Raw genomic sequence first — 26,590 nt, 5'->3', positions numbered from 1 at the left:
TTAAGATTGTAATGCAACACAAAAAGCCCAGCGATTGGGCTTAAAGATCTTTATTGAAGCAATGACTTTACATTATAAGCATCACTTTATACTGTTTCCTACTAAAATATACTACAGATCTATATTTCTGTTAATAGTTTATTGAACAGTTGTTCGAGTTTACTAGTATCTCCATAAACCGTTCCATCCATATATAAGTGATAGATATCATCATCTAAACCAATTGAAATTTCACATTCATAGCCTTTCATCAAAGCTAAAGAACGGATAACTTCTCGTTGAGTACGACCGTTTCCTTCTCTAAATGGGTGAAAATAATTTAGATTATCTAATATCTCAGCTAAACTTTTACAAATCTCAATTTTATTATTTGCGTTAAGTAGATAGTTTGAAATCAAAGTATTTAAATATTTTTCTGCCATATCAAAAGACTGAACTGGCATAAAAGCATTTCCACTTTTAGAGATATTTACTTGACGGTATTGACCTGCCCAAGTATACATCCCTTCAAAAAGAAACTTGTGAATCTTTAAAATATCTGAAACAGTATTTACTTCAATTGGATTAATAAACAGTTTTAAACTTTGGCTTGCTACTAAACGATATTCTAATTCTCGTGCTTTATTATCATTTTTCTCATTAAATTTATTTATGAGAACAGATGAATGGGGATAGGTGTATAAATTATCAGGGTCTATATAATCATACCCATCATATATTTTTCTGACCATTATCCAACTCCTAATGCAACCGCCTCTTCTCTCAGTCGCTCCACGTCTTCTACCGTGGGATGCCATCCTTCAATCATATTGGTGCTAAGAGCAAACCAGACGCTCTTAAAAACCTTTTTGTTGTCAAAAATCACACCCATAATCATCATTTTTTCTTTATCTACATCTAAGGTCATATTCTACCTCCGTCCTATTATTATAGCATATTTTCAATCATTTTAGTTCTCCTATTTAGAACTTACCCTACACAAAAAGCCCAGCGATTGGGCTTTCTCATCATCTAAATGACTGATACTCATTCCTTACTTGTATGCCGTTTTCCAAGACTGAGCGCTTGCTCTTCTGACATTTCAACTACTTTCGCAAAGTTGGTATTTCGTGGCATGCTATCTTTAGAATACCAATAAACATCAGCACTCCCATTTCTGGCCACATAAACAACTGGAGCTAGTTGACGAGTTGGCTCTGTAGGCTGGACAGGTTGAACTGGCTGTGCAGGCACTGCTGGCTGACTCGGTTGAGGGGCTTGACTTGGTTTCGTCTCTACAGAAGGACTGGCTGGTTGTGGTTGACTACTTGGTTCCGTCGGCACTAAAGATGGCTTGGCTGTCCCCTTCAGATAGTCAATAGTCGCATTCTTAGAGTAGTTATCCAAGGTAACAGTGGTGATCCCATAAGCATCTACCGACTCTTTGGGACTACTTAGATGGATAGGCAGAAGGTTGCCATCTCGATCAATTCCTACATATTGCAAGGTCACCTGCCGAGGGATCAATTCATCCCCCGTATAGACAGGCGTCACCTTATAATCCAGCCAATAATTGGGGTGGGTGGCCAGCCAGCTATCGAGCCGTTTCTCGTAGTAGAGCATGCCTTCCACATTACTATCCGCTGTCCCTTTATAATTCCCCGTATTGGTCCAAGCAGTTAGCGGAACCAGATTTTTCCCTTCATTGGTCAAGCCACTAAATTGATAGCCAATCAGATGCCCTCTATGGAACAGCCAGGCCTTCTTCCCTTTGTTTCCATAAGCAATCTTATAATTGTGCCAGCCAACCGGATTATAGTTGAGATGTGGTTCTCTTTTTTTCTTTGGCTCATCCTTGTCCTGAAGCTGAATATGGGCTGAGGTCGCACGACCTAAATGATCAAAATCCCCCAGTACAAGCTGCTTACTGCCATTAAAAGGCAGTAGATGAAGACTCTGGTAATCGAGACCTATTTGCTCAGCTTGAGCCCCTTGAACAAAAGCCAAGGATATAAAAACCGAGACCAGCGTAACAATAACATTTTTCAAAAACCGTTTTGTAACCATGATTGAAACTCCCACATTTCTATCTAGTGATATTATAGCAGAAAAAAGCGGTTACAAACATAGAAGATAGGCAATTTCTTCTCCTATGTCAATTAGATTTTTCAATAAGTTTATTTTTACTTTAATATTCTTTAGTGTATAACATATTGACTATTATTTTAATACATAAAATGATACACAACTATTCTAAATCAACTTATATTCATACCACTCTTCATCTACTTTCTGAAATCCCAAAGCCAAAAACATTCTTTGACTTTGAGTATTAAAAGGATAAATTTGAGCAGTTACCTTAACCATTTCTTTCTCTTTGGCCAACTGTATCATTTCAGAAACACATCGTCTTCCGATATGTAAATTCTGATACTCTTTGCTGATCACTATAGAAAGCTCTGAATTATCTTGAAGTGTCACATCTCCAACTAACACTCCCTCATATTGGATATAATAGCAAGAACCGTGTGAAGTTAGGTAATCATACATTTTATGAAGTTTTGTTACATCGTAAATCTGATCAGTATTATCCACTTGTTTGCAAACCTCGCTATCTTGATACCAAAAAAGGGAGATCTCATCATTCCTATAATAGGGAATAAGCACTATCTGATCGTCTACTATTCTATTCATACTTACTCATTTCTTTCATCATAATGGGTTCCATTTACTTTTAGCTTAATCTTAATAAAAATATCCAGTCTTATCTCTGATGGATCTACTCCCGAATCACCTTGATTTTTCTTCTATTTGCAATGAAACTACTCAAGAAACTGATAATGGTAATCAGCCCAATGACAAGAGGGAAAATATAAGTGAAATACATTTCAAAGCTTATCTTATTTTCTTGTAGCAATCCTGTTCTCCAAAGACCGATAGCAACAAAAATAGCCAGTCCCATCACAATCAAGGTTTGAAGGAAAGTTCTTTTTAGCATTTTTTTCTTCGCTTCTCCTACTTCATCTTCTGAAACCTCATAGATATCGAGTTACAAACGATGAATCACCTGCTCTTGTTGGTACAGAGAGAAGCAAAATACTAAAAACGTGATCACACCGACACAATCTGTAGTGAACATGAAACTGAGCAGGAAACCAAGGATAATCCCCGACATAAAGAGCATGTACATGTTGTTCCCAAATGTACTCAATTCTTTTTCCTTGTATTCGTCAAGCTCACCTGTAATATCGTAGAAGGCTTTAACACATTTCAATTGCCAGTTTTTATTCATCATCATCGATCCTCCAAAATAAAGAATTCAAATCCGTCCCAAGCTCTTTTGCCAGATTGATACAGAGATCTAAAGAAGGGTTATACTTCCCATTCTCAATCATATTAATCGTTTGCCTGGAAACTCCAATACTTTTTGCCAAAGCCAATTGAGAAAGACCAAGATTGACTCTGTATTCTTTCACCCGGTTCACTTGGCACCTCCTAATCACAAATGTGTCAAATATATTTGATACATTTATTTTACAATATTAGTTGTTTAATGTCAACTATATTTGACATCGTTTTCTAAAAATATTTTCTCAATTTTTTAAAAAAAAATTGAACTGCACCCCAAAAGTTAGATTTTTTTCTGTCTAACTTTTGGGGTGCAGTTCAGATTTCAAAATATTATTTTTAATTCTATTATTTGAATGTATGGTAAAATAACTAAAATAATGCTAAAAATCAACGTTAAAACGATAAATGCCACGCAAAGTAGCAAAAATAATGAGAATGCAACCTCTACTTGCTTGTGCTGTAATCATCGTTTATTCTATACTAAAATCAGTCATATTGCTACTTTATGACAAACTACATCATAAAATATAGAGGAGGTCATACAACATGACATTTGCTGAAAAATTAAAATCCATACGTAAACAAGTAGGGATGTCACAAGAACTTTTAGCTGAAAAAATCGGTGTATCAAGACAGGCTGTAACAAAGTGGGAAACTGGTACTGGTATTCCGGATATCGAAAATATGATTTCCATCTCAAACCTATTTAACATCTCTATCGATGAGCTAATCTGTAATGAAAGAACTAGTCTTAAGACAAGCGAATATCTTTTTGAGAGTATCACAGAGTATGATATCGATAAGATCAAGAGCTATGATATGAAATTTGGAGGCGCAGAAAAGTTTATATTGTCCGGATACAAGGGAGAAAAGATTCGAGTTCGTCTGGTATCCAATCTTCTTTCTACACTTCAAAATGATTTTAAAGTAAAAATTGATGATAGTAGAAAAAGAATTGACCTAGATGTAAAACGTTACAATGGTGTAACAGAGGCAACGGCTAAAGAAACGGTCAGTATCTTTGTGCAAATCCCAACTCGCTATATTAGTCACATTGAATGCGCGGTTCGTGCAGAGTCTGTAGAAATTCACTCCCTAGAATGTGACAATATCGAACTTGACCTTAAAACATCTCGTATTACCCTAGAAGATATTTCAGGTAAAGTAAAAATAAACTGTAATCTTGATATGGAAGTATTATGTCATTCATTAAACGGTGAAGTTGACATTAACCAGATTTCAGCAACATCCAGAATTCGTATTCCTGAAAACAGCCTATTTACTGCTGTTACCAAAGGGATTGGAACAAATATTTATTATGAAAAAAATGGGCAAAAAACTGAACCCTTCGATTCACCCGATGCAGATAATATAATTGAATTGAATGGAATTAAGAGTGAACTGGTTATCTATACAGCTGTAGAAAGAGGGTAACTAAATGAATGTAAATTATTTAAAAAGATACATCATCAGTTCTTATGTACTTGTTTGGGCACTCATTATTTTTGTAGCAGCTCCTGCAAGTTTTATATTTAAGGTTCCACCTGTTATCATGTGGATTGTACGAAATATCATCGCATGGTCTCCATCATACCTGCTTTTATTTGGATGGAAGTATTTCAGGACTGATGAGAAAAGAACAACTTTCCTTAAGCGGTGTTTCTCTGCTAAAGTGTCGTTACTCCCACTTCTATCTTCATTTGGTCTTACATTTGGGCTCAGTATTTTATCACTCTTCCTCTACTCACTTATGACCCAAAAAACAATGTTCTCCTACATCAATCTAGGAACCGTATCATTGCCACTAAGTATATTCTTATCATTTACATCAGGTCCGACTGGTGAAGAATTAGGGTGGCGTGGTTATATGAGAGAAGAATTTAATAAAAAATATCATTTTTTAAAATCTTCTATTTACCAAGGCCTAGTCTGGTGTTTCTGGCATACACTTCTGTGGGTTGTAGATTCAAAATTTACGGACTGGCGCGCGGTTCCTTATATTATTGCTAATATAGTTGTAATTACATCTATTACTATTTGTATGAATATTATTTTGGAAAAATATAATAACTTGATTTATTCTATTTTCATGCATTTTGGCTTTAATATCGTATATGTATTTTTGGATGCTGATATCGGATTTTTTATCATTTTGACCTTGCTATACCTACTTATCACACCGATTGCAATTCATATACGAAATAAAACTGTGGAGAGATTATAATGGGAAAAATCCACCATTAACCGTACAAAATTTTGAGCCTATTCTGAGAAAAAGTCCAACAATTAACTTTTAAAATGAAATAACTTGCAAATTCCTTAGTTTAGTCATTATTTAATCTATCGCTATTTCACTCTATTACTGTTTCAGTAACAAGCTTACCTAATCAACAGTTCGAACTTAACATTTCATCTCGTAGGATCTTAGAGTAAACTACCGAATTTTCAGTGATCTTGCGACAGTGATCATATCCTTGCCAAATGTGGAATATGGCATGAGGATACTTTTTGGGGACAACTTTTTTAGCAGCAAGCAAGTCGAATTCTTTTGAACCATAAAAGAAAACACAGCTTTTTTGTTCCTCTAGCGTAAGGTTGGGCAAAGCCACAAATGCACAATCATGGGAAATATGTTTGATGCTTTCTTCATCCATAGCAATGAAAGAATCCGCCATCATCTCTCCTTTTTCTCCATAAAGTGAAACCATCTTATGAACAGCTATATCTCTATTTCGCAAGGCTTTTCTATGCTTTATTAACAATAAATACCTAGTAAATACATCTAGCAAAGGCGCATTTGTCCATAAACTAACCCCTTCAAAAACAAGTTTCCCAAACTTGATATCCTTATGATTCAATAATTGCAGTAACACAACTCCACCCAAGGAAGCACCGAACGCTAAACGCAAGTCTTTAATATGATGATCCTTTAAATATTCATAAATCATTTGGCTTTCCTTAAGAGCCGATTCGTAAATGGTCGAAGCTGATTGCCCATGTGCAGATAAATCCGGAATGATATATCTAAACTCTTGTCCCATCTGATCTGCAATCAGCGATTTCATCCCTTGTGCAGAAGATAACATTGGATGGATTAATAATATCGTCTCCTTCTGATTAGAATTAAGATCAAGAATGTTCATTTTTTTCCACCAGATTTCCTTCCTTTACTACTCTTCTTAAGTTTCATCCAGATAAATATTGACTGCTAGGTATTCTTGCTTTTTAGCATAAGCAAATACATCTGAGGCTCTAATATAATCAAAAATATTTTCCTCGATATCTTCGTCCCAGGTCGCTTCACTGAAGATTTGATTATCTTCACTAGCTTCATAGAAAATATCAAGGTGAACTTGATAAAACTCTTCATCTTCATTTGGAGCTTGCCTTACTAACGATAGTTGAAACATGGGTTTATTAGATATAGCTGAATATGCCCCTGTCTCAAATAAAATCATCTCATCCTCAATAGGAACGCTACACAAATCTTCAAAGATTTCTACCATATCCTCTAAAGGCATCTTATCAGTGATTCTATCTTTTAAAAATTCAAGTGATTGCTTCATGCTTTTCCTCTTTCTACATAATTGCCATCAGAAACTGACTTAAAATTAAAAATGACTTATAAATCAAAGTAGTATCTTCTTATTGGAGTTGCTACTATAGATGCCATAACAACTATACCGATAACAATCCATAGCCAGATATTCCTTTGGGCCTCTTCGATGACAAAAGCACTAAAATAAAGGATCACCCAAAGTATAGACAGATAGAGAGATCCCACACCTAAAAAAAGCCCTGTCATCCAAGTGTAGGGAAATGGTTTCCTGATAAGATAATTCTCTAAAATAAAATAAGAAACAATCTCTCGAATTCACTTAACTTTCTTATCTCTAATCTAGATTTTAACTCAATAGAATGACTAATATCAGCTTGGAAAAAATCTATTAAAAAGGAGAACCCCTACTCCCTTCATTATACTACATAAATAGGATAAAAGACTGAACCATATAGTTTTCACCTTGGTTTCAGTCTTATTTTTTTATAAGAGCCACGTTGTAAAATGAAGTGCAACACAAAGTTCCTCATCCTACTTATAAAAAATCTTGACCCAATCCTGCTTTGCACTTAGGATACGAGCAACATACACTGTATGCTTCTCCATATAATAAAATGCGAGATAGTTCTCTATTGGCATATAACGATAGGGTTTTCCATCATTCGTCATCTCACCATACCCTCGGCTTGATACCAGAGGACACGCTTCTGGAAAAAGTTCTAAGGTCTCAAGAGCACTTAAAAGCAAATCGACTTTACCATCTGCAGCTTGCTGGCTATAAAAATTCACAAGAATATAGTCGTGAATATCACGCAAGTCCTGCTTAGCTCGATCTGCAAGAAAGACCTGATAGCGTTTCAACTTAGTCAAGACCAAATTCCTTTCTCACATCGGCTACAGAAGTGACTTTCCCTTGAGCAATTTCCTGGTGCCCAACTAAAATCTCCTTCTTCAAATCCTCAAAGGCCACTTGATACTGCGTGTTCTGCAAATCACTTGAAACAAATTCTCTTGGATCCACAGTCCCGTTGGCAATTTTTCGAAGCGCTGCATTCAGGACATCTGACACAGAAATTTTTTCATCTGCAAGTACTTCTTTTGTTTTCTGGTAAAATATCGCATCTGCGCGAAAATTCACTGCTTTCGTGTTTGCCATTTCTACCTCTCCTTTGTACATACAATTTGTATATACATTCTACCATACGAAAGAGAAGAGATTCAAGTGAAAAATAGATTCTTCTTTCACCAAATATAAGGTGAGATAGATAAGAGAGCTGAGTTTATGACTAGCGACAAATAGTTTTAAACAGAAAAAGGTGATAGATTGTTCTGTCTATCACCTTGTGTTTGCTATTGATCATCTTGTAATTGTGCTTTGCTTTTCTAAATCATGACACATACTCATCAATAATATTCTAAAGGGTAGAAATTATGTCATATTTTGGGCTTATTTTGTCACATGTTTCTTTTTTCTATGAAGTCTCTTTCTTTTCTCGAAAATGAAAAGGTCTTTTTCAATCAATTTTTTTTAAAATAATCTTGTTCATGACGTTACGTAACGATGTATAATAGGTATGAGGAGGTGGGTAATGATGGCTAAATATAGAGCAATTCCGGAAGGATTTATGACAGTTGGGGAACTTGCTAAGAAAATGGGCGTTACCATCCGTACTCTACAATATTACGATAAAGAGGGGCTACTTTCCCCATCGGCAGAAAGTGAGGGAGGTCGCAGGCTTTATACCGATAAAGATATAGTGCTACTCCATCAGATTCTATCTTTAAAATCACTGGGCTTTTCTCTCAAGGATATAAAGAGCCGTTTGATCTCTTTAAAAACACCTGATGATGTTGCTAAAGCTCTTACTGAGCAGGCAGATGTTCTTCGTAAAAATATAGAGCAACTTAAGGATTCTTTGATCGCAATAGAGCAGTTAAAGGTAGAAGTTTTACAAATACAAACGGTCAATTTTAAGAAATATGCAGACATTATTGTCAATCTACAGATGAAGAATGACTCCTACTCTCTCATTAAGCGCTTTGATGATGATACGCTCGACCAGATACGCAGTCGATTTGACAAGAAAAGCGGACAAGACTTTATAGACAGGTTGAACCACCTAAGTGATCAAATCGTGGAGCTTCAAAAAGAAAACGTACCAGTTGAAAGCGAACAAAGCCAACAAGTTGTGCAAGAATACTGGAGCTTGATTATGGAGTTTACAAATGGTGATATGAGCATGCTTCCTAAGTTGATGGAGGTCGGGAATATTGGCATCGCTACAAACGCTTGGGAAGAAAAACAAAAAATCGTCAATGATTATTTAGGACCTGCTTTACAAGTCTATTTTTCAAGACTTGGAACCAATCCCCTTGAGGAGGTAGAACCATGAAAGACGCAATAGAGGTTTCTGGATTAAAGAAAAGTTATGGTAGCAATATGGTTCTTAGAGGTCTCGATTTTCAAATCAAACAAGGAGAAATCTTTGCTCTACTCGGAGTGAACGGAGCTGGTAAAACAACAACGCTTGAAGCTATCGAAGGTCTGAGAAAATATGACGAAGGCACTATCGTTGTAAACGGGAAAACCGGAATTCAACTACAGTCCTCCTCTCTACCCGCCCACATCAAACCAATGGAAGCCATAAAGCTCTTTGCAAAATGGAATCATACATACATTGATGATGCTATGCTAAAGGCCCTTGGCATAAAAGAAATGAAGGAGTCGCAATACATAGAATTATCCACCGGTCAAAAAAGAAGATTACATCTTGCTCTTGCACTTATCAGTAATCCAGATATTATTTTTCTCGATGAACCAACAGCGGGACTTGATGTTGAAGGACGACTATCTCTCCATGAACAAATCCGAAAGCTCAAATCACAGGGGAAGACAATCGTCTTGGCAAGCCACGATATGGCCGAAGTTGAAACCTTATGTGACCGCATTGCTATTTTGAATAATGGAAAGATTGTCTTTTGTGGTACTCCTTCAGAACTAACAGACAGGTTGGGAAGAAACTATTTCATCCATTTAAAGACCCGGGACGGAGAAGAATCTTTTGAAACAGATACGATCGAGGACACTTTGATTTCTTTATTGGAAGAATGCAAACAGAAAAATATCCAGGTATTGGATATTAAGGTTGATCGTGGTACACTGGAGCAGCATTTTATCGAAATGGCAAGGAGGGGATCGGAATGAATGGATTCTTATATAGCCTAGCATTACAGTGGAAATTGGACATACGAAGTAAGTCTCTCTTGGTTACTTACTATATTGTACCGCTTATTTTCTTTCTTCTCATGGGTGGTATTTTTACTTCCGTTATGCCTGAAATGGGTAGTACACTCATACAGTCAATGATTGTCATGAGTGTTTCCATGGGGGCCTTTCTCGGCTTACCACCTTCCTTGTTTGAAACATACGGAAGCGACATAAAAAAGATTTATAAAGCAAATGGTGTGCCTATTCACTTAGGATTGGTGACCATGGTTCTCTCTGCCTTTGTTCATTTGATAATGACCTGTATAGTGATCCTACTACTTGCTCCAATTTTATTTAAAGCAAGTCTACCAAGTCAACTTCCCCTATTCTTTCTCGCACTGGCCATCTACATTTTCGTATCGTTGAGTATCGGAAGTATACTGGGCCTTACTGTAAAAAATCAAGCAAAGCTTACCATGATAGCGCAACTTGTCTTTTTACCCTCAATTATGCTCTCAGGAATCATGTTTCCTAGCAACTTACTACCTGATTTTCTTCAAGCAATCGGGCGTCTTTTCCCAGCCTTTTGGGGATTTCGATTGATGGTCAATCATGGTTTTGGTCTTGAAAATCTTTGGTATCTGATTCTTGTATCCTGTATTGCAGTAATATCCTGTATCCTCCTCTTGAATCAGCAAAAATCTAACTAGTGCCTGAATAAATCCATAGCAACATTAACTTTTAAACAAAAGCGACGAGATTGTTACTTATCCCGTCGCTTTAGTGTTTTTGGTTGTTTTTATCTAATCTCTGTTATGTTATTGAAACTTCTTGCTCCCATCGTCTAAGCACATCTTTTAAAGGCTCATCAAGATAGGTATAGGTCTTATCCTTAATCCAATCAGGAATACCATATGCGGCCTCTGCTATACTCCCGGTAATGGCAGCAAGAGTATCACTATCCCCACCAAGAGAGATGGCATTCCTAATAGCATCTTCAAAATCTGTACTTTCAAGAAAAGCAATGATGGCTTGAGGTACCGTATCCTGACAGGTTTCATTGAAATGATAAGTAGGACGAATGTCATCTAGAGACTGAGAGAGATTGTAGCCATACTCTTTCTCTATGTATTCCCTGATGCGTTTTTTACACTCTGTAGGATGATCATTGATTGGTTGCTCGTAGTCGCCACAGTAGCCTCCAAAGTAATAGCGACACATAAAGATAGCATCAGACGTCGCCATAGCTCCCTTGACACCCTCTGGATGGTTATGAGTCACCTCTGCAGAAAGTCGTGCGAGAGATCTTCTAGAAGGCCAGGCTCCTGTTCTGGCACAGAAACTACAATCCATGACCCAAGCACAAGGAGAAACACGCATGGCAGAGCCATTGCCAAAGCTATTATAAGGGGAACGATCATTGCTTTGAATCCATGTATTAAATCTAGCCCCGTACCCAGCATCGGGATACATTCTGCCATATTTCTTCATGGCATCAATAAAGTCATCCTTCTGACCGCCGTTCATGATGGCTTCAGCAACAGCACAGGTCATGACAGTGTCATCTGTGAAAAAACAATCCTCACGAAATAATGGAAAGTCTTTCGTTTTAATATTGCCCCATTCGTAAACAGAACCTACAATGTCTCCTACTATTGCTCCTAACATAAGATTCCTCCTTATGGCATATCAGATTTCCAATGGGTCGCTCTTTAAAAATGGTACCACCAAATCAATCCACTCTTGAGGCAGGTAAGCTGATAAATAGCCATGGTTATAGCCCTTTGCTTCATACAGGATCGTATTGGGATGTAGCTGCTGAAATAATTTCGCCGATGCTTTCACACAGTTTAATTCTTTTTCACCATAGATATACAGAACCTGCGCCTTACTAGCAGAAATCGTGTCCTTTAGCTTGTAACGTCCCATATAGGTTTTGTAAATGGTCACCAATGTTTTGATAGGTGTCCTTGGCAGATGCTCCAAATAATATGCTTTTATTTCCTCTGGATAAGCCAGTTTAGGATAGAGTTTGTTCATCATGCTTAATTGAAGTTTGCAAGAGAATTTACTGAACATCAGTTTACCAAATAGAGCTACTAGAAAGATGCTGATTTTAGCTAACCTTGGTTGAGGAATACAGAGGCTTCCATCTATGATGGACTTCTCAGCTATCTCGCTGTCTAATGACAAAAGTTCCATGGCAATTTGACCACCAAGTGAAACACCACCGATCGCAAACAACTTCCCACCACAGTTTGCTTTGACATAGTCTAGGATCTCCAAAGCGGAATCTTCCGTAGAAACATAATCGATGTGATATTCTTCGCCGTGGCCATTCAAAGTGGGTAGAATAACACGGTATTCTTCTGACAAGATCCGCGCTTGACGAAGATAATTCCACCAAGAACTACCACCGCCATGTATCAGTAAGATAGGAGGCAAATTCCTATCACCAAATTCATGGAATTTCATGTTTAAACTCCTTACTGTATGACTTTCACTAGATACATCCTTCGTTTGACGTAATTGTAATGATATTTTTAGATAGAATTTTTATTATCTATCCCACAAAAAAGAATGAACCTGCCACTCCTTTCTGAAATCTATAGATCCAGCTATTTCTCCAATTTTATTACCTTATCATAGCGCTTCAAGTCCTCTTCACTATAGTGATGAATCACTTCTACAAGTGCTTGAGGGAGGGAGAAGAGAAGGTGACTGATTTTCTCTTGATTTTTAAAGTCCAGATTTGCTTTGACCTCATCAGCTAGGATAAATTGGCGATTGTGATAGAGAGCACGGGCAATTTCCAAGCGCTGCTTCTCACCACCTGACAGAGTCTGGTTGCTAAGATTTTTGTTTTGAAGAGCTTTCAAACCAGTTTGTTGCAGGATTTCGTCCATCCTTACAGAATCTAGTTCTTGTCCCAAAGCAATATTTTCCTCTAGGCTCAAACCATCAAAGATATGACTAGACTGGAGAATGTAAGCTCCCACCTGATAGAGTTCATCCGAGGTTAGCTCTTGCCCATGGTAGCGAATTCGACCATGACTAGGCTCAATTTCACCATAGATTAGGTTCAGTAAGGTTGTTTTTCCTGACCCACTTTCTCCGATAATGGCAATCTTTTCCCCTACCTCAATAGTAAGGTCACAAGGGGCTAGGATTTCTTGACCATCACGCTCTACACTGACTTTCTCTAACTGAATAGGAAAGACGGAACCTTCGAGAACAGAAGGCATATCCAAGTCTACTCCCAACAATTTTTGATATTTATCACAGAGAGACTTGGCTGATTTTCTAGTATTGATAAAGTAAGATAACTCCTGAAATTGATAGCCAATATTATACGATACGAGGTAAATTCCTACAAAGCTGGCTGCAGATAGGTAGTTATAATAGGTCATGAAACCACCAATGACAATAGGCGCAACAGAGCAAAAAGCATCAATTCCATTGATAAAGAGACTATTTATGGTCCGTTGCTTTTCATAGGCGATTTCTTCCTTTAGAGCCTTGTGCAAATCTTTGGAGAACAGTTTGTAAAACAAACTTTGTCCCCGATAATACCGTATGGAACGAGCACCTGCGATCATATTGGTTGCTTGAGAGACATAGGCTTGATTAGCTAAGGACTTCTCCTTCGTAATTTCATCCAAACGTTTAGAGCCAATTCCACTACAAAGGACAGGTATCGAATAAAAAATGATAAAGAGCAAGCCAAGATAAAAATTAGTCCAAAGAGCGTAACAGATAGAGACGGTTGTAAATCCCAAAGAAGAAATGATAATAACAGTCGGCTCAATATAATTATCTTCTAGCTGTTTTACATCATTTTCCAAGTCTGACAAAACTTCTTCATCCGCTATCCGACGGCTATATAAGAAAGTCTGAAAGATCCCCTTCTTAATACCCGACTTGAAGTCTGTCAGCACTCGTGCATAGTAATAACGTTTCCCTGCCAAACCTAGCAAGAGAATCAAATTTCCAACAATCCCCCAAAACAAGACCTGCCATAGCAAATGCAACTGGTGATTGGTAAAACTGGAGACAATATACTGAATCAAAGCTGGTGTAATGATAGCCTCCAGCCAAGTAATCATAATCGCCACAAAATAGAAGAATAAGTGCTTCTTGGTTACATAAGATCTAAGCATAACGTATAAACCTCCTGAAGTTATTTACCAACTTAGATAGTCGCTCTTTAACTCTTTGCTGGGATACAAACACTTTAAAAATATTTCATTCAAAGATTTTTATGCTTTACCAGCAGAACTACAGATGCAGCGTGGTGCTGGAAAGCATCTTTATTATAGAACGAAAGCAACTAGTCTGGCTTTGTTATTATATGATTGAGCGAATTTATCACTCTAAGAAATGTAAAAACCTACCGACAAGTCTTCATCAGATTCATGTGGTTTCCAAGCTACATTAAAACCGTATCTATCGCTCCAATCTGGATGCCAGTCGTTATAATATGGGACACGGCTGTATTTGCCAAGTGTCACTTCATCCTCCTCTGTTGATTCCTGACAGGTTATCCCAAACTGGATACCATCCAGTTCCCAGGAATTTCCCCAAACATATTCATCAGAAATGACATCAACCCAGCGGGAAGCGTCAATCTCAAAGTCAGTACATAACTTCAACGATTGGAAAGTACTGTAGTGCATATTGTAAGGTTTTATATGTATAGCGCAGTCAACGTGATATTTTTCATAGTTGGCATTTAACAAAGTAACCTTCATAGGAATGGGAACGCCATTCAGTTCCAACCACCAGTATCCAAGTTTATTGTGCAAAATATCAAAATATTCGTCTGCTACTACTGATTTAGAAGAATCATCTATTTGCAAACATCTACCTGACCTCAATAATTCCGCTGCAATCTCTTTTGCTTTCTCTTTATCAAAATCAGAATAACGCTTAATCACACGCTTTAACTTGTCAATTGGATATTAGAGGTCTTTTTGCGAAGCCTGAAATATCTTCACAACATGAGCAACCTTTTCGACGTTGTTGATTCCAACAGGTACAACCACAAAATGGTCTTCCCTGATTGATTCATCCTCGCAAATATAGATGTACTCCTCACCAAACTCTGAGAAAGTGACTGATGCAACTCTGTAAACTACATCTGATGAATTTGAATCAGTTTCTTGATCAGTTAACCCCTTCTCTTTACGATCTAAATCTATCCACTTATAGAAAGTATAACGATTTGGATTCTCATCCTCACCGAAAACCATCAAGCTATGACAATTTGGACATTGCCAGGCATAGTACGAAGCCTCAGTAATATCATAATAATCAATCTTATTATTTTCATCTGCGGTATCCGTTATCTCTTCCCATAACTCATCCGAGAATACCGAAAAAGCATTCGGGTCTGGGGCAGCATGGTCATTCATTGGATATCCGCATTGACAAGTCCACTTACCCATAATATAACTCCTACAGCTAGCAACCAATCATACCGTTTATCGTTTTAGCTTATTATACCACGAAACAACACAAAAAACCGCAACCTTTCGATTGCAGTCTCTTACAAGTCAACTTCTGTTCCTTCAAGGAAAGTTACAGTAATCTGCCCACTTTCTGAAATTATGATGTTGTCGAAAATTCGGCACATAATAGTGCTTTCAAAATGGTTAGATCAAAAATCTATTTCATCGCCTTGCTATAATTCATGTGTAAAATATTTATCACCCTCAGACGCATCAGTATCTCCGTTAGCTCCCATTCCAAAACTGGATTTAAAAAGACTTTTCTATAATGATAAATTTTATCACGTACAAAACGGGACAGTTCTCTTTTTCTCATGTTGCATTTTTAAGATGCCTGAACGGAGACCATATGTGCGTAAACACCGTCTTTTTCCATGAGTTTCTCGTGATTTCCACGCTCTATGATTTTTCCGTCAGATATAACAAGGATCTGGTCTGCATCTCTTATCGTCTTTAATCTATGGGCAATGACAAGAAGCGTCTTATTCTTGCATAGTTCCGAAATCGCTTCTTGTATCGCACGTTCATTATCTGCGTCAACACTTGCTGTTGCTTCATCTAAAATAACGATGGGCGAATCCTTCAGGATACATCTAGCAATGGAAAGTCTTTGCTTTTCTCCGCCGGAAAGCGATGCTCCACCTTCTCCGATTACCGTATCAAATCCTTCCGGAAACGACATAATAAAGTCATAACATCTTGCCTTCTTTGCAGCCTCAATTACTTCTTCCCTTGTAGCATCAGGCCTACCAATTACGATGTTGTTGTATATTGTGTCCTTAAAAAGATAAACCCTCTGGAACACCATACTGATTTTATCCATAAGGCTTCCCAAAGAAACATTTTTTATATCTTTGCCATCAACTTTAATCGTTCCCTCCTTGATATCCCAAAATCTTGCAAGAAGAGAGGCTATTGTAGATTTTCCACCACCTGACGGTCCTACAAGAGCAGTCATTTCCCCCTTTTTCATAGTAAAAGAGATATGATTCAACACATTCTTTCCTGTATAGCCAAAGCTTACATCGCTATACTCAACAAGAGAATCATTTCCCCCTGCATCTTTAGATAATGCAATATCAGCAAAATCATGAAGTTCTTCAGCTTCAAACAACTCTTCTATTCTGTCTAAAGATGCCGCTGTTACGGTAAGTCTGGTAATTTGTCCATAATAGCTCTCTATGGAAATAAATAGATCAAATAAGAACAATACCATTCCCACCATATAGTCCGACGCCATTTCTCCCTTCGTATATAATAGGCCTGCTACAGCAAGCATAAAGGATGTGCCAATCCCGTAAGTAAGGTATAAAGCTCTCGCCCACGGCCCATAACTTTTCTCAAAATCAATACTTTCCCTGCAGCTTTTATCAAACTCAGCGGAAAGACTTTTTGATTTTTCCCCTAGCATATTAAATGACTTGATAATTCCTATTCCTTCGGCAAAAGCCAAAACCTCTTCCGTAAGCGATTCACTTCCCTCTTGCTTCGTCTTGGAATGCGCAAGAGTCGTTTTCATCATGCAATTTCCAACGATAAAAAAGGCGATAATGACTAAGCATGCAGCAACCCCTAATCGTATATCCATGACAAACATCATGAGTGTCATGAGCCCCTGGGAAATCATAAAAGTCACAAGTTCCGACAAAACACCCATACAGCACTCTTCAATAAACACCATGTCTGTACATAGAACCGTGCTTATTTTTCCCATATTTCCTTCTGTAAAGTATCCCATAGGAAGATTCCGGAGATGATCTCCGAGTCTCATTCGCATATCCGCAAACACCTCATATCCTGTTGCGGATTGAAGAACATTCGTGATGTGTTCAAAAACAGCTTCTACCGCTATACAAATAACAAGACCAATTCCGAGATAAAGGCATATCTTTTCATTCATCTGCCCCTTCATAAACAGACTGATTGCAAAAAAACTGAAGATTAACGGTGCCTTCATCATAATCCCCTTGATGAAAGAAGTTAGATACGAAGCTCTAATTCTGGAGCTATATTTTCCTGTCATACAAACGATTCTATGCAGTATCTTTAACATGCCTTCTCCCCCTTAATCTTCCATGTACTTGCACTTACAGAGGCCTCCCAGAATTTCATATACTCCGGACATTCTTCCAAGAGCTTCTCATGCTTATCGACTGCCATACACTTGCCCTCCTTTATCACACAAATCTTATCCGCATTTTTTACCGTGGAAAGTCTGTGCGCAATCACAAGCACCGTCTTATTCTTTGTGATTTCATCAAGAGTAGCATTTAATTTTTCTTCATTTTCAGGGTCCATAAAAGCAGTAGCCTCGTCCAAAACAATAATCGGCGCATCCTTCAAAATCGCACGTGCCAAGGAAATTCTCTGGCGCTCCCCTCCGGACAGTTGCTTTCCACCGTCTCCCGCTATAGTATCTATTCCATCTTGAAGTTTCTTCAGAAATTCATCACACTGCGCTCTCTTTGCTGCTTTGAGCACCTCTTCTCTTTTTGCATCGGGCTTTCCGATAAGAATATTTTCATAAAGACTTGTATTAAATAAAAATTGCTCCTGCGAAACATAAGAGACCTCATTATTCAGTGCTTCCAGAGACATGTCTGTGATATCCTGTCCACCGATCCGGATTTTTCCCTCATTCAAGTCATAATAATGCACTAAAAGCTTAGCCAGTGTAGATTTTCCGCTTCCCGATTCTCCCACCAGAGCGGTTGTCGTTCCCTGCTTCAGTTCGAGACTTACCCCATGAAGAATCTCTTTCTCTCCATAAGCGAATCTGACATTTTCAAACTGAACATCCCTATTCACGCCACTAAACTTTTCACTTCCCTCTTTAAGAGCCGGTTTATCCATAAGATGTTCCAGCTCTGTGATTTTATAATTCAGCTGAGGAAACTTTCCTGCATAATTCATCGCCTTCATAAAAGACGGACCGACTGCGAAAGACAAACAAAGCACTAAAATCAGTTTATCTAAAGCAAGACTTCCACTGATAACCCAAAATGCCCCTACTGGAATAATGAAAAGCGAAAGACTCGGCAAAACGCTGGAATACATGGCCATCCAGGGCCAACAAGCTTTGTACCATAAAAGTGTAAAATCTCTGTAGTTCTTTACGACTTCTCTAAATCTTTTATAAGAATCGCCGTCCTTATTGAATACCTTCACCACTTCCATTCCATTTACATATTCAATAATCGTGTTATTCATCACTGCAGCGGATTCATAGTAGGCATCCATTTTCGAGTTGCCCTGCTTCATCATCATGCCCATGGCAAAGATTCCTACGAGAATGGGAATAAAGGAAAGCAAAGCTAAGCGGTAATCCACCGCAAACATCAGAACGAGGATGGCAAACGGAATCAAAATATTGGCAATCCCTTCCGGAATCGCATGAGCAAGTAAAAGCTCGATCATATCAATATCTTCAGTAAATACCTTTTTTATACGTCCTGTACCAAGGCTCTCTATATTTCCGAGAGGCTGTTTTTCCAGTTTCCCCTGCAGAGATATTCTTAAATTTTTTAGGGTATTGTATGCACTGATATGGGAAAATATCAGTCCTTTCACATAGACAAAAGAATAAATGATTTCAGATAAAAGTATCCCTAACACCCTCAGCATCACATATTCCAAACTAATCGATTGCCCCTTTGTCAATGGTGAAACAATCTGATACAGAAAAAAATAGGGCATTATTTTTGCCACAATTCCAATACACATCATCATTACCGCTCTGAACGTGTATTTCTTGTATTCTCCCATATAGGGAGCTACTTTTTTAAACATTTCGCTCTCCTTTCGAGTTAGTTTAAACTAATGCTATTGTTTATTTTAAACCGTCTTTCGACGGTCTGAATTTATTAATCCATTATTCCCACTGCATTTTTCCAATCCATGAATCTGCATACAACTTTGCAATGCTCTTCAATTTCTTTCCAAGACATTTCATGAATGAAAGGCTCATAAACAGATGTCCAGAATATCGTACAGAGAACATGCATTTCCTCATCCGTAATCTCCGCTTTAGCGATATCTCTCTTTTTTGCCTCTTCATAATATTGCTTATAGGCATGCGTCATGCGATAAGCAAAATCATGCCCGAAGTTCTCATGCACTGTCCCGGCGGATTTTTCTAAAAGTAATACAAATTCTTCTCGAATATCCCATAGGATTCGAAACACATCTAAGATGTATTTCTCATTCATAATCCATGTATTTCTTACTTCTTCATCGCTCATAGAGGAGAAATCCACATCTGTTCGTTCCGAAACAAAACTATCTAAAGTTGCTACAGCCTTTTCAACAACTGCTCTAAACAGTTCTTCTTTCCCTTTATATCTTTTATAAACAGCCCCAGTTGTTATCTTTGCATTCTCACATATCGTTTTCAGTTCGGCTTTTATAAATCCCTTTTCAATGAACTCTTTACGAGCACTTTCAATAAGCCTTGAATCAATGCTTGTATCACGGTTTGACATTTACTTTCTCCTCAAGATATTACGATAATTTGATTACCGATAATTCGTTTATCAATTATATTTGTAACATTTCATAGTTTAAATGTCAACTGTTTTTCTTGGCGCTTTGAATTATCGTGTGTATAAAAAATCCCTCCATAGAATATGATTGAAATTCAATCATATTCTATGGAGGGCGGAATATATCATTCCAAATATTGATTTTTCTACACTTATGCTTTATGTCACTGATTCCGGCATTGTAAAATCGGAAATCATCTCTGTTGATGGTGCTATTTTTTTGATATCATGCTTGTCCGAAAAAATGGAAATTCCTTTTTTAATTATTCAAATTATCAATTTTCTACTGCAACAACTTTCGATAAACTCTCCATCGTGAGTTGCCACAATAATCGTCTTTCCCATTGATTGAAGTTCTTTTAAGATTTCTGATATATCCATCATATGCTTATAATCCAAGCCACTTGTTAGTTCATCCAAGAGAATTATATCATTATCTTCAGCTATAGCGCTGGCTATAGCAACTCGTTGCATTTGCCCTCCAGAAAGACTTAGTGGATGTCTTTCCTCTACCATTCATAAATCTAGTTTTTTCAAGATAGTAAGTGCATTATCTCAATCTTCTTCCATTCCTAATCGAACTTCCTCTAATACACTATCGGTAAATAGTTGGTGACTTACATCCTGCATAAGCATTTTAAAAAAGTGGTCTTTCCTCAATTTATTTTCATACCATGATGTAAAATTTCCTGATTGAACATCAATAGAATTCCTGTTAATAGAAATAATATGATTGATACAACCATCCAAAAAATCTCTATCATGAGATATAAGCAAAAAACCTTTTTTACCTTTTAGATATTCGCTTACAATTTTTCTTCCGTCCATATCTAAATGATTTGTTGGTTCATCTATAAGTAAAAAACCATCTTCTCTTGTAAACAAAATAGCTAAAAGTATTTTTTTTTGTTCTCCTTTAGAAAGCGTTTCAAACTTTCTGTAGACAAGACTCTCATCTACATTTAGCAAATTAAGTTCTCTAAATAATTTCCATTCTTCCTCATCTGAAATTAGTTCTTTATATAACTCAATCACCAATTTTGAAGTGTCACTTAAATTGGGTGGAAATTTAAGTGACACTTTTGCTGATTTTGCCTTGATAAACTTCTTGGTTTAGAAGTAGCCTAAATAGTGCTGATTTTCCAATTCCATTTCTTCCTATCAGCCCTGTTTTCCAGTTCGTATCAAATGAAAATGATACATTTTCAAATACAGGTTTGACATAGCCATAATATGAGAACGTGAGGTTTTCAATTTTAATTGTTGACATAAAAACACCCCCTCAAATTCAAATCCTATCATTTCTTTTTCTTTAGTTTTGGTGTGGGCAGCTCATCTGTTTCTACTTCGCTGATGCCTCAGCTCGTACAAGCAGTGACACCGCCTCAACATGGTGCGTTTGTGGACTCAAAAGGTTCAGTGAACCTTTTGAGGATTAACTGCGTTTCACTAACAAACTTACACACTCGACGTGTCCTGACGTTATCTTCCTATACTATGAAACGAAATGATGATTCAAAATATATCCGAATTAAACCATTAAACGTAACTATAATTATTAACCAATTATATTCTAGTCTTGCTTAATTACATGCACCCGCCCAGAGTAAGAATAATTTGTGTGTGTTTAAAGCCCTTATTTTTTTCACTACATTCCATAACAATGTAATAGTCGTCATCCTTCTCTGCTTTCACAACAATCCCCATAGAATAAGGTGTTTTCCAAAGAGGCTTAACACCATAATAACTTGCTACAAACTCATTAGTCGGATTCGGAACCTCAGTGCTAAAACCATTTTCAAACAGCCATGCATGCCAATTTTTGAATGCCGGTGGAAAGCCCATGGTAAAAATAGATTGCATAACTGCTATTGAGAAATCTATCTCTTCTTCTAGGTTTATTACATACTTTTCAGTAGGAACTAGTTTATATCCATCAACAGTTTGGGCTTGTGTCATTCCATCATTAAGTTTAAGTTTCTTCATGATAATTTCCTTTATATATCTTTTGATTTCGGCCTTGCATCAGCATATGGGCGATATTGATTTACAAACTGGTTAACTGTCAAAAACGAATTGCCAAGTTCATTTAAGCTAAGTACTAACATGTACTCCGCAACCTCCCCTGCATGATTAATGCAACGCATTGGGTCTAACTTTTTACGAAAAGTCTCAAATGTATCGCCAACAACTTCCCACTCATCATCTTCTTTATCATAATAACAATGAAGGTCTCGCCATAATTCTTTATCATTTTCTTCAAAAAATTCTTCATCAGCAGAAAAATGAGCCCATGGAAATAGCTTAGGAAAAACCTCTGTGTATGGAGTAAAAGGAAACCAATACGGATACAAATACTCTTTAGTTTCATTCCCATCATTGACAATTAACTTGGTCTCGCCTCTGCCACTTGATTTATTAACCCATTCATTTGAATATAGTTTTACTTTACCACCATTTTGAATAATTTCCATAAACTTTTTCTGAGATAGTAAAAAGTTATAATTCTGTACATGTTGGGGTAAATTTGAATAGGAAAGAAGACTATTTTGAGAAGACTCATTTAAAAAAACCTGATCCAACGGAACCTTAACAAAAAAGCCTTTTCCTTGTCCATCATTGGTTCGTTCAATGGTTTCAGTAGTTAATTTTTGCCAAATGCATGTATCATCCTCAGGGTTATATAAAACTACTATGCAAGGGAGAGAATTCATAGTCCAGTAATTATACTGTCTCTCATTTATACCTCTAAAAATAATACTATTACCACGTTTTTCTTTAAACCAGCTTGACCCTGACTTTATCTGTAATGCAATCAGTTGCTTGGGATTCATATTGTCAATAAATTCCATATGAGCATCTATACCAACATCATCTATTGGTTGTTCTCGGAACATCCATTTATTGCGTTCTGCAATCTCGGCACAGTGGTATATCCCAATTCGTTCAGTCGAATTTGCCATAAACACTTCCTTTTAATTAATTTATATTACCAATTTTTTGTATGTAGTATTTTAACTTAAAATACTATATAAAATATGCTTCAAATTCCATAAAATTAATGCGACGTAATAGTAATTTAGGTACCGAAATGATTGTCAGAATCTCATTTTCACGAGTAAAAAATTTTACTTTATATGTATCTTTATCCTCTTTGGAAAGCACTATTCCTACTAAGCCTTTTTGAAAGCCCTTATAGTTAGCAATCAGCTCGACATACATGTCAGCTACCTTTTTACCATAACTACTTTGATTAATCAAATCTAGTAACGAGGAGCTCTCTGGAATTTCTGATTGATGAAATTCAAACGCCCCAGTACCTATTGTTCTACCAAATCCTCCGTGAAATCCAGTCCCCATTAGGCACCTCCCTGCATATAAGCCAACGAAGTGTTACTTGGATAGTGAAGAATATTAATTCCTTGAAGACGATACCAAGCAAACACATCATCTAGTAAGGCACCATATACAAGAATTGTATGAGGACTAAGTTTATCAACAACATAATCAAGCCCGTTGATAAAATGCTTTCTATCATCTAAATCTCTCATCTGACCATGCGAACCGACAGAAATCACATTATCTTTTGATATACCCAGGCAAGCAATATCGTAAGTTCTCTCATCCCCCCAACGAATATTTGGAATGACTGGAATTCCCATTGATTGAAGCCAATTACCTATAGCACGACTTCTGTATATATTATTTACTTGCATGTTATACGGCATGTCTCTAAATAGACTAAAATCAGGAAGGATAACCCCTTCAAACTTAGAAAGTGTATCCAAATGAAGTTTTGGATTCTTCCAAATATTTTCAAATTTATAATCATCCTCATAAAAACATAGCCATGAAAATTTCTCCTTAGTTTGATGCCTTTTTGAAAATAGAACCATTTTTTCTGGCAAAATGCCATTATAAGGTCTAATAATCGGAATTTCTTCTTTTCCTGCGTAAGCAGCATCTTTCACTAGGAATGCATTAAAAACGTCTTTGCAACCTTTTCGATTACCTTGAATTTTTACCATAGAGTAAACCTTTCTATTGAAATATCCAGACGACTATGGTAAACTGATATTGTGTATGTCGGTTTACCCAGCCGCTCTATCCAAGCCTTGAGTCCCCACTCAAAGGCTTTTTCTTTTACCAACCTTCTTTTTCATATTGTCCAAGTTGAATACTAGCCATTGCTTGTGTAACTTTGCATTGTTCTACGACCTCTTCAACAGATAAATTTTTAACTAATCTTTTTGGAACTAATAATTCTCCTGCGAAGCAGTTGGCTTGCCACTCAGGGTCTTCGTAGGCTTTTCTACTTTTCATTTCTTCAACCGTACGACAAAAAACTATCTCTTCTTGACGATGTTTAAAAAAATGAAGAAGTTCGTGAGCAATTGTGGATCTGGAAAATCCATCATCTTCACAAGCTTTCTCATATATATCTTCACGAATACGAATTAAGTTTTCACCTTTGAGGGTTTCTCCATAGTTATTAGGCATATCCTCAATTGGAACAATCTCATAATCATAATATCCAGTTTCCGCCAATAATTCAAAAACCTCAACAATTGGATAGGCAAGTTCATTAGACAACTTTGTCTTATCACGGAAATAATCAGCATAGTTTCGAATTTCTAATCTAGAACATGGGGCTACTTTATAATTATAGGTCATTAACTTCCTCCGAATTCTTATTAAAAAATTTAGCAAGTTTTGATAAATCTTGAGTATCAAATCTTTCAAGACTTCTCGCAAAAGCAAATGCTGTATCTTTTTGTGCATCAGTTAACATTTCCAGATTGATTTCAATCAACTGTTGACTAGCTTGCTGGGAACGTCTCAATTCAGCTAACTGCTCTCCGTCCAACTTGTACTCCTTTACTAGTTTTTCTTCCCAAGTTTTTGGGATTTTCTTTTTACCATTCTCTACAGCTGATAAAAAGGCTGAGCTGACACCTAGCTTTTCTGCCATTGTTTTGAGGATTTGGCCTTGGTCTATTCTTAATTTTCTTAGAAATTTTCCATATTCTGTAATCATTTTATTTTCCTCCATTTTACCTCTTATAATATAATTATAAACCATTTTCTAATATTAATCAACCTTTTTGGTTAATTATTTTAAATATTATGGTTAATTCAATTACTACACTAATCATAATAGATAATAAATCGTATTTCAAAAATAAAAAGGCCATAGCATGAGCACTTCCTCTCTTAGCTATGGCCTTATAAATTAACTTCTGTTACTTCTAAAAACATGACGGTGATACTGCCGTCTTCTCCTAGACTAATCTTCTCAAGTACCTTACACATCTTTCTTCCATCAAATGCTTCCTACTCGCTATCAAGGAGTTCCTTTAGTTGAGCCGCATGATACTTTTCCAGCCTTTGCTCTTCACTAAAGCTAGCCCACTTCTCTTCTAGCTTTCCCTTATTTTTACGAAGAACCTCTATGGCCCTAAGAAAAGCCTGCTGTAGGGGTTCCTCATCAATATGGAGATTGTTACACACCCACCAAAACTAAAAAGCCACTGTTTCCAGTGACTGCTTAGAAACCTTTCGCTTAAAGATTCCTAGTTTTTCACCAGCAGAGCTATACACTCAACACGTGGTGATAAGCAAACTTCTATATTATAGAACGAAAGTGACTGACTTGTTGTTTAAAATTATACTATAGAATGAAAATATTTTATAGTTACCATTTTTTAACTTTATAGTTTAGAATTATCATTTAATAAATTTACTTGCTAGCTTGTAAACTTGTTGAATCTCTTTACTTTCTAATTTCCAGCTATCAAGCTCAATTTTAATCAACTCCGGGAATTTCTTACTAATATCCCTTAAAGCATTTCCAACTGATTTTCTCACATATTCGCTTGCATCTTCTTTTAAGTTGGCAATCCTTTCAATAGCTTCATCTGGATTATCCTTGAAATATGGTCTACTCGTCCATATTCTCAAACCTTCTGTAACAGCTCTTCTGACATTTGGATTATTATTTTGTAGCCAGTCGTCAATAACCGGAAGAGATTTTTCATAACCTGTTTGCTTACAAAATTCATCAAATGCTTTTGCTAATACTTCTTGAACTCTCCAATTGTCATCCTTTGAAACCTCATCCCTCATAAAGATCAAAATTTCTTCATACGATGACAAATGGCCAAAGAGAAATACACTGTACATTCTAACTTGATATACATTGGATTTAAAAGCTAAAAATGCTAATTCTTTGGTATACACATTATCGTTTGATAGATAATCAGCAAGAGCTCTTTGCTCTTCTTCTTTAAATCCATTTTCTATTAAAGAGAATTCTTTTTCTAAATTTAAAATATATTCTTTCATGTAACTTGACCCCAAAACAACATTCCAAGTTTCAAGATAATTCTCGATAGGTATTAATAAAGAATTGAATTCGTTATAATATGAGCAAATAATCTTG

The 26,590-nt window shown here is 36.7% G+C and carries 30 protein-coding genes and 2 pseudogenes; 5 read left to right on the top strand and 27 right to left on the bottom strand.

Annotated elements, in window-relative coordinates; all coding sequences use genetic code 11:
• Positions 1-119 precede the first annotated feature (119 nt).
• The 7 genes from PCY07_RS05190 to PCY07_RS05160 form a co-directional block, all read right to left on the bottom strand.
• Entirely contained in the window at positions 120-731 is a 612-nt protein-coding gene (locus tag PCY07_RS05190) for a Fic family protein (protein ID WP_003017315.1), read from the bottom strand.
• A complete protein-coding gene (locus tag PCY07_RS05185; protein WP_003017298.1) occupies positions 731-907 on the bottom strand; it encodes a hypothetical protein in 177 nt (58 codons plus the stop codon). Before PCY07_RS05185 ends, PCY07_RS05190 begins: the two co-directional genes overlap by 1 nt.
• A gap of 119 nt (positions 908-1,026) precedes the next feature.
• Complete coding sequence (locus PCY07_RS05180; protein ID WP_301356183.1) at positions 1,027-2,046, bottom strand: DNA/RNA non-specific endonuclease; 1,020 nt, start codon at positions 2,044-2,046, stop codon at positions 1,027-1,029.
• Between the two features lie 186 nt (positions 2,047-2,232).
• A complete protein-coding gene (locus PCY07_RS05175; RefSeq protein WP_214260393.1) occupies positions 2,233-2,673 on the bottom strand; it encodes a GNAT family N-acetyltransferase in 441 nt (146 codons plus the stop codon).
• A gap of 85 nt (positions 2,674-2,758) precedes the next feature.
• Positions 2,759-2,977, bottom strand: a complete 219-nt coding sequence (locus PCY07_RS05170) for a hypothetical protein (protein WP_225901470.1) — start codon at positions 2,975-2,977, stop codon at positions 2,759-2,761.
• Positions 2,978-3,028: 51 nt separating this feature from the next.
• On the bottom strand, positions 3,029-3,277 hold the full coding sequence (locus PCY07_RS05165; protein ID WP_225901471.1) for a DUF3278 domain-containing protein: 249 nt from the start codon (positions 3,275-3,277) through the stop codon (positions 3,029-3,031).
• Complete coding sequence (locus PCY07_RS05160) at positions 3,264-3,464, bottom strand: helix-turn-helix transcriptional regulator (protein ID WP_003003382.1); 201 nt, start codon at positions 3,462-3,464, stop codon at positions 3,264-3,266. Before PCY07_RS05160 ends, PCY07_RS05165 begins: the two co-directional genes overlap by 14 nt.
• Positions 3,465-3,876: 412 nt before the next feature.
• Between PCY07_RS05160 and PCY07_RS05155 the strand changes: the two genes are divergently transcribed.
• Together PCY07_RS05155 and PCY07_RS05150 are read left to right on the top strand one after the other, a co-directional pair.
• Complete coding sequence (locus tag PCY07_RS05155) at positions 3,877-4,764, top strand: helix-turn-helix domain-containing protein (RefSeq protein ID WP_215195011.1); 888 nt, start codon at positions 3,877-3,879, stop codon at positions 4,762-4,764.
• 4 nt (positions 4,765-4,768) lie between these two features.
• A complete protein-coding gene (locus PCY07_RS05150; protein ID WP_215195013.1) occupies positions 4,769-5,554 on the top strand; it encodes a CPBP family intramembrane glutamic endopeptidase in 786 nt (261 codons plus the stop codon).
• Positions 5,555-5,717: 163 nt separating this feature from the next.
• On the opposite strand, the gene PCY07_RS05145 is transcribed toward PCY07_RS05150, so the two are convergent.
• The 4 genes from PCY07_RS05145 to PCY07_RS05130 all read right to left on the bottom strand — a co-directional run bounded on the left by PCY07_RS05145 (position 5,718) and on the right by PCY07_RS05130 (position 8,045).
• Complete coding sequence (locus PCY07_RS05145; RefSeq protein WP_195311498.1) at positions 5,718-6,473, bottom strand: alpha/beta hydrolase; 756 nt, start codon at positions 6,471-6,473, stop codon at positions 5,718-5,720.
• 36 nt (positions 6,474-6,509) lie between these two features.
• Entirely contained in the window at positions 6,510-6,896 is a 387-nt protein-coding gene (locus PCY07_RS05140; protein WP_301356188.1) for a hypothetical protein, read from the bottom strand.
• A 524-nt stretch (positions 6,897-7,420) separates the two neighbouring features.
• A complete protein-coding gene (locus PCY07_RS05135) occupies positions 7,421-7,759 on the bottom strand; it encodes a type II toxin-antitoxin system RelE/ParE family toxin (protein ID WP_049497551.1) in 339 nt (112 codons plus the stop codon).
• Positions 7,752-8,045, bottom strand: coding sequence for a hypothetical protein (locus tag PCY07_RS05130; protein WP_045001854.1), 294 nt, complete (start codon positions 8,043-8,045; stop codon positions 7,752-7,754). Before PCY07_RS05130 ends, PCY07_RS05135 begins: the two co-directional genes overlap by 8 nt.
• Before the next feature lie 433 nt (positions 8,046-8,478).
• Between PCY07_RS05130 and PCY07_RS05125 the strand changes: the two genes are divergently transcribed.
• The 3 genes from PCY07_RS05125 to PCY07_RS05115 are packed head-to-tail and all read left to right on the top strand — an operon-like array spanning position 8,479 to position 10,807.
• Positions 8,479-9,282, top strand: a complete 804-nt coding sequence (locus PCY07_RS05125) for a MerR family transcriptional regulator (protein WP_195311497.1) — start codon at positions 8,479-8,481, stop codon at positions 9,280-9,282.
• Entirely contained in the window at positions 9,279-10,094 is an 816-nt protein-coding gene (locus PCY07_RS05120; RefSeq protein WP_195311496.1) for an ABC transporter ATP-binding protein, read from the top strand. Before PCY07_RS05125 ends, PCY07_RS05120 begins: the two co-directional genes overlap by 4 nt.
• Positions 10,091-10,807 (top strand): ABC transporter permease, encoded by a 717-nt coding sequence (locus PCY07_RS05115; protein ID WP_195311495.1) that lies wholly within the window; start codon positions 10,091-10,093, stop codon positions 10,805-10,807. The genes PCY07_RS05120 and PCY07_RS05115 overlap by 4 nt, the downstream gene beginning before the upstream one ends.
• Before the next feature lie 103 nt (positions 10,808-10,910).
• On the opposite strand, the gene PCY07_RS05110 is transcribed toward PCY07_RS05115, so the two are convergent.
• The 16 genes and pseudogenes from PCY07_RS05110 to PCY07_RS05035 form a co-directional block, all read right to left on the bottom strand.
• On the bottom strand, positions 10,911-11,765 hold the full coding sequence (locus PCY07_RS05110; RefSeq protein WP_301356192.1) for an ADP-ribosylglycohydrolase family protein: 855 nt from the start codon (positions 11,763-11,765) through the stop codon (positions 10,911-10,913).
• 21 nt (positions 11,766-11,786) lie between these two features.
• The gene (locus tag PCY07_RS05105; protein WP_195311494.1) at positions 11,787-12,572 is read right to left on the bottom strand and encodes an alpha/beta hydrolase; all 786 of its coding nucleotides are present in this window, start codon (positions 12,570-12,572) and stop codon (positions 11,787-11,789) included.
• 143 nt (positions 12,573-12,715) lie between these two features.
• Positions 12,716-14,257 (bottom strand): ABC transporter ATP-binding protein, encoded by a 1,542-nt coding sequence (locus PCY07_RS05100; RefSeq protein WP_301356196.1) that lies wholly within the window; start codon positions 14,255-14,257, stop codon positions 12,716-12,718.
• A gap of 213 nt (positions 14,258-14,470) precedes the next feature.
• Positions 14,471-15,544: pseudogene (locus PCY07_RS05095) on the bottom strand (hypothetical protein).
• Between the two features lie 388 nt (positions 15,545-15,932).
• Positions 15,933-17,660 carry an ABC transporter ATP-binding protein gene (locus PCY07_RS05090; RefSeq protein WP_301356197.1) on the bottom strand — a complete coding sequence of 576 codons (1,728 nt, stop codon included), beginning with the start codon at positions 17,658-17,660 and terminating at the stop codon, positions 15,933-15,935.
• Positions 17,654-19,396: an ABC transporter ATP-binding protein gene (locus tag PCY07_RS05085; protein WP_195311491.1), complete on the bottom strand. Its 1,743-nt coding sequence runs from the start codon at positions 19,394-19,396 to the stop codon at positions 17,654-17,656. Before PCY07_RS05085 ends, PCY07_RS05090 begins: the two co-directional genes overlap by 7 nt.
• Positions 19,397-19,470: 74 nt before the next feature.
• The gene (locus tag PCY07_RS05080) at positions 19,471-20,088 is read right to left on the bottom strand and encodes a TetR/AcrR family transcriptional regulator (RefSeq protein ID WP_049504439.1); all 618 of its coding nucleotides are present in this window, start codon (positions 20,086-20,088) and stop codon (positions 19,471-19,473) included.
• Positions 20,089-20,415: 327 nt separating this feature from the next.
• The gene (locus PCY07_RS05075; protein ID WP_225901472.1) at positions 20,416-20,664 is read right to left on the bottom strand and encodes an AAA family ATPase; all 249 of its coding nucleotides are present in this window, start codon (positions 20,662-20,664) and stop codon (positions 20,416-20,418) included.
• 132 nt (positions 20,665-20,796) lie between these two features.
• Positions 20,797-21,418 (bottom strand): annotated as a pseudogene (locus PCY07_RS05070) (ATP-binding cassette domain-containing protein); the annotation flags it as partial.
• Positions 21,419-21,735: 317 nt separating this feature from the next.
• Entirely contained in the window at positions 21,736-22,134 is a 399-nt protein-coding gene (locus PCY07_RS05065) for a hypothetical protein (protein ID WP_195311490.1), read from the bottom strand.
• Positions 22,135-22,145: 11 nt separating this feature from the next.
• Positions 22,146-23,111, bottom strand: a complete 966-nt coding sequence (locus tag PCY07_RS05060; protein WP_195311489.1) for a DUF4365 domain-containing protein — start codon at positions 23,109-23,111, stop codon at positions 22,146-22,148.
• A gap of 64 nt (positions 23,112-23,175) precedes the next feature.
• On the bottom strand, positions 23,176-23,508 hold the full coding sequence (locus PCY07_RS05055; RefSeq protein WP_195311488.1) for a hypothetical protein: 333 nt from the start codon (positions 23,506-23,508) through the stop codon (positions 23,176-23,178).
• Positions 23,508-24,176, bottom strand: coding sequence for a DUF4417 domain-containing protein (locus tag PCY07_RS05050; protein WP_195311487.1), 669 nt, complete (start codon positions 24,174-24,176; stop codon positions 23,508-23,510). Before PCY07_RS05050 ends, PCY07_RS05055 begins: the two co-directional genes overlap by 1 nt.
• A gap of 115 nt (positions 24,177-24,291) precedes the next feature.
• A complete protein-coding gene (locus PCY07_RS05045) occupies positions 24,292-24,822 on the bottom strand; it encodes an ImmA/IrrE family metallo-endopeptidase (protein WP_301556729.1) in 531 nt (176 codons plus the stop codon).
• On the bottom strand, positions 24,812-25,201 hold the full coding sequence (locus PCY07_RS05040) for a helix-turn-helix transcriptional regulator (RefSeq protein ID WP_301356031.1): 390 nt from the start codon (positions 25,199-25,201) through the stop codon (positions 24,812-24,814). Before PCY07_RS05040 ends, PCY07_RS05045 begins: the two co-directional genes overlap by 11 nt.
• A 674-nt stretch (positions 25,202-25,875) precedes the next feature.
• On the bottom strand, positions 25,876-26,493 hold the full coding sequence (locus PCY07_RS05035; RefSeq protein WP_215195018.1) for a DNA alkylation repair protein: 618 nt from the start codon (positions 26,491-26,493) through the stop codon (positions 25,876-25,878).
• Positions 26,494-26,590: the final 97 nt, after the last annotated feature.

The sequence above is a fragment of the Streptococcus sp. SP1 genome, from assembly GCF_030440005.1.
GTDB lineage: Bacteria > Bacillota > Bacilli > Lactobacillales > Streptococcaceae > Streptococcus > Streptococcus parasanguinis.
The sequence above is the reverse complement of the archived record's forward strand: the minus strand, read 5'-3'. Positions and strand labels throughout refer to the sequence as shown.

Coding starts and splice junctions, on each gene's coding strand:
- PCY07_RS05190 (WP_003017315.1), bottom strand. CDS start 731: ATGGTCAGAAAAATATATGATGGGTATGATTATATAGACCCTGATAAT.
- PCY07_RS05185 (WP_003017298.1), bottom strand. CDS start 907: ATGACCTTAGATGTAGATAAAGAAAAAATGATGATTATGGGTGTGATT.
- PCY07_RS05180 (WP_301356183.1), bottom strand. CDS start 2,046: ATGGTTACAAAACGGTTTTTGAAAAATGTTATTGTTACGCTGGTCTCG.
- PCY07_RS05175 (WP_214260393.1), bottom strand. CDS start 2,673: ATGAATAGAATAGTAGACGATCAGATAGTGCTTATTCCCTATTATAGG.
- PCY07_RS05170 (WP_225901470.1), bottom strand. CDS start 2,977: ATGCTAAAAAGAACTTTCCTTCAAACCTTGATTGTGATGGGACTGGCT.
- PCY07_RS05165 (WP_225901471.1), bottom strand. CDS start 3,277: ATGATGATGAATAAAAACTGGCAATTGAAATGTGTTAAAGCCTTCTAC.
- PCY07_RS05155 (WP_215195011.1), top strand. CDS start 3,877: ATGACATTTGCTGAAAAATTAAAATCCATACGTAAACAAGTAGGGATG.
- PCY07_RS05150 (WP_215195013.1), top strand. CDS start 4,769: ATGAATGTAAATTATTTAAAAAGATACATCATCAGTTCTTATGTACTT.
- PCY07_RS05145 (WP_195311498.1), bottom strand. CDS start 6,473: ATGAACATTCTTGATCTTAATTCTAATCAGAAGGAGACGATATTATTA.
- PCY07_RS05140 (WP_301356188.1), bottom strand. CDS start 6,896: ATGAAGCAATCACTTGAATTTTTAAAAGATAGAATCACTGATAAGATG.
- PCY07_RS05130 (WP_045001854.1), bottom strand. CDS start 8,045: ATGGCAAACACGAAAGCAGTGAATTTTCGCGCAGATGCGATATTTTAC.
- PCY07_RS05125 (WP_195311497.1), top strand. CDS start 8,479: ATGATGGCTAAATATAGAGCAATTCCGGAAGGATTTATGACAGTTGGG.
- PCY07_RS05120 (WP_195311496.1), top strand. CDS start 9,279: ATGAAAGACGCAATAGAGGTTTCTGGATTAAAGAAAAGTTATGGTAGC.
- PCY07_RS05115 (WP_195311495.1), top strand. CDS start 10,091: ATGAATGGATTCTTATATAGCCTAGCATTACAGTGGAAATTGGACATA.
- PCY07_RS05110 (WP_301356192.1), bottom strand. CDS start 11,765: ATGTTAGGAGCAATAGTAGGAGACATTGTAGGTTCTGTTTACGAATGG.
- PCY07_RS05105 (WP_195311494.1), bottom strand. CDS start 12,572: ATGAAATTCCATGAATTTGGTGATAGGAATTTGCCTCCTATCTTACTG.
- PCY07_RS05100 (WP_301356196.1), bottom strand. CDS start 14,257: ATGCTTAGATCTTATGTAACCAAGAAGCACTTATTCTTCTATTTTGTG.
- PCY07_RS05090 (WP_301356197.1), bottom strand. CDS start 17,660: ATGTTAAAGATACTGCATAGAATCGTTTGTATGACAGGAAAATATAGC.
- PCY07_RS05085 (WP_195311491.1), bottom strand. CDS start 19,396: ATGTTTAAAAAAGTAGCTCCCTATATGGGAGAATACAAGAAATACACG.
- PCY07_RS05080 (WP_049504439.1), bottom strand. CDS start 20,088: ATGTCAAACCGTGATACAAGCATTGATTCAAGGCTTATTGAAAGTGCT.
- PCY07_RS05075 (WP_225901472.1), bottom strand. CDS start 20,664: ATGGTAGAGGAAAGACATCCACTAAGTCTTTCTGGAGGGCAAATGCAA.
- PCY07_RS05065 (WP_195311490.1), bottom strand. CDS start 22,134: ATGAAGAAACTTAAACTTAATGATGGAATGACACAAGCCCAAACTGTT.
- PCY07_RS05060 (WP_195311489.1), bottom strand. CDS start 23,111: ATGGCAAATTCGACTGAACGAATTGGGATATACCACTGTGCCGAGATT.
- PCY07_RS05055 (WP_195311488.1), bottom strand. CDS start 23,508: ATGGGGACTGGATTTCACGGAGGATTTGGTAGAACAATAGGTACTGGG.
- PCY07_RS05050 (WP_195311487.1), bottom strand. CDS start 24,176: ATGGTAAAAATTCAAGGTAATCGAAAAGGTTGCAAAGACGTTTTTAAT.
- PCY07_RS05045 (WP_301556729.1), bottom strand. CDS start 24,822: ATGACCTATAATTATAAAGTAGCCCCATGTTCTAGATTAGAAATTCGA.
- PCY07_RS05040 (WP_301356031.1), bottom strand. CDS start 25,201: ATGGAGGAAAATAAAATGATTACAGAATATGGAAAATTTCTAAGAAAA.
- PCY07_RS05035 (WP_215195018.1), bottom strand. CDS start 26,493: ATGAAAGAATATATTTTAAATTTAGAAAAAGAATTCTCTTTAATAGAA.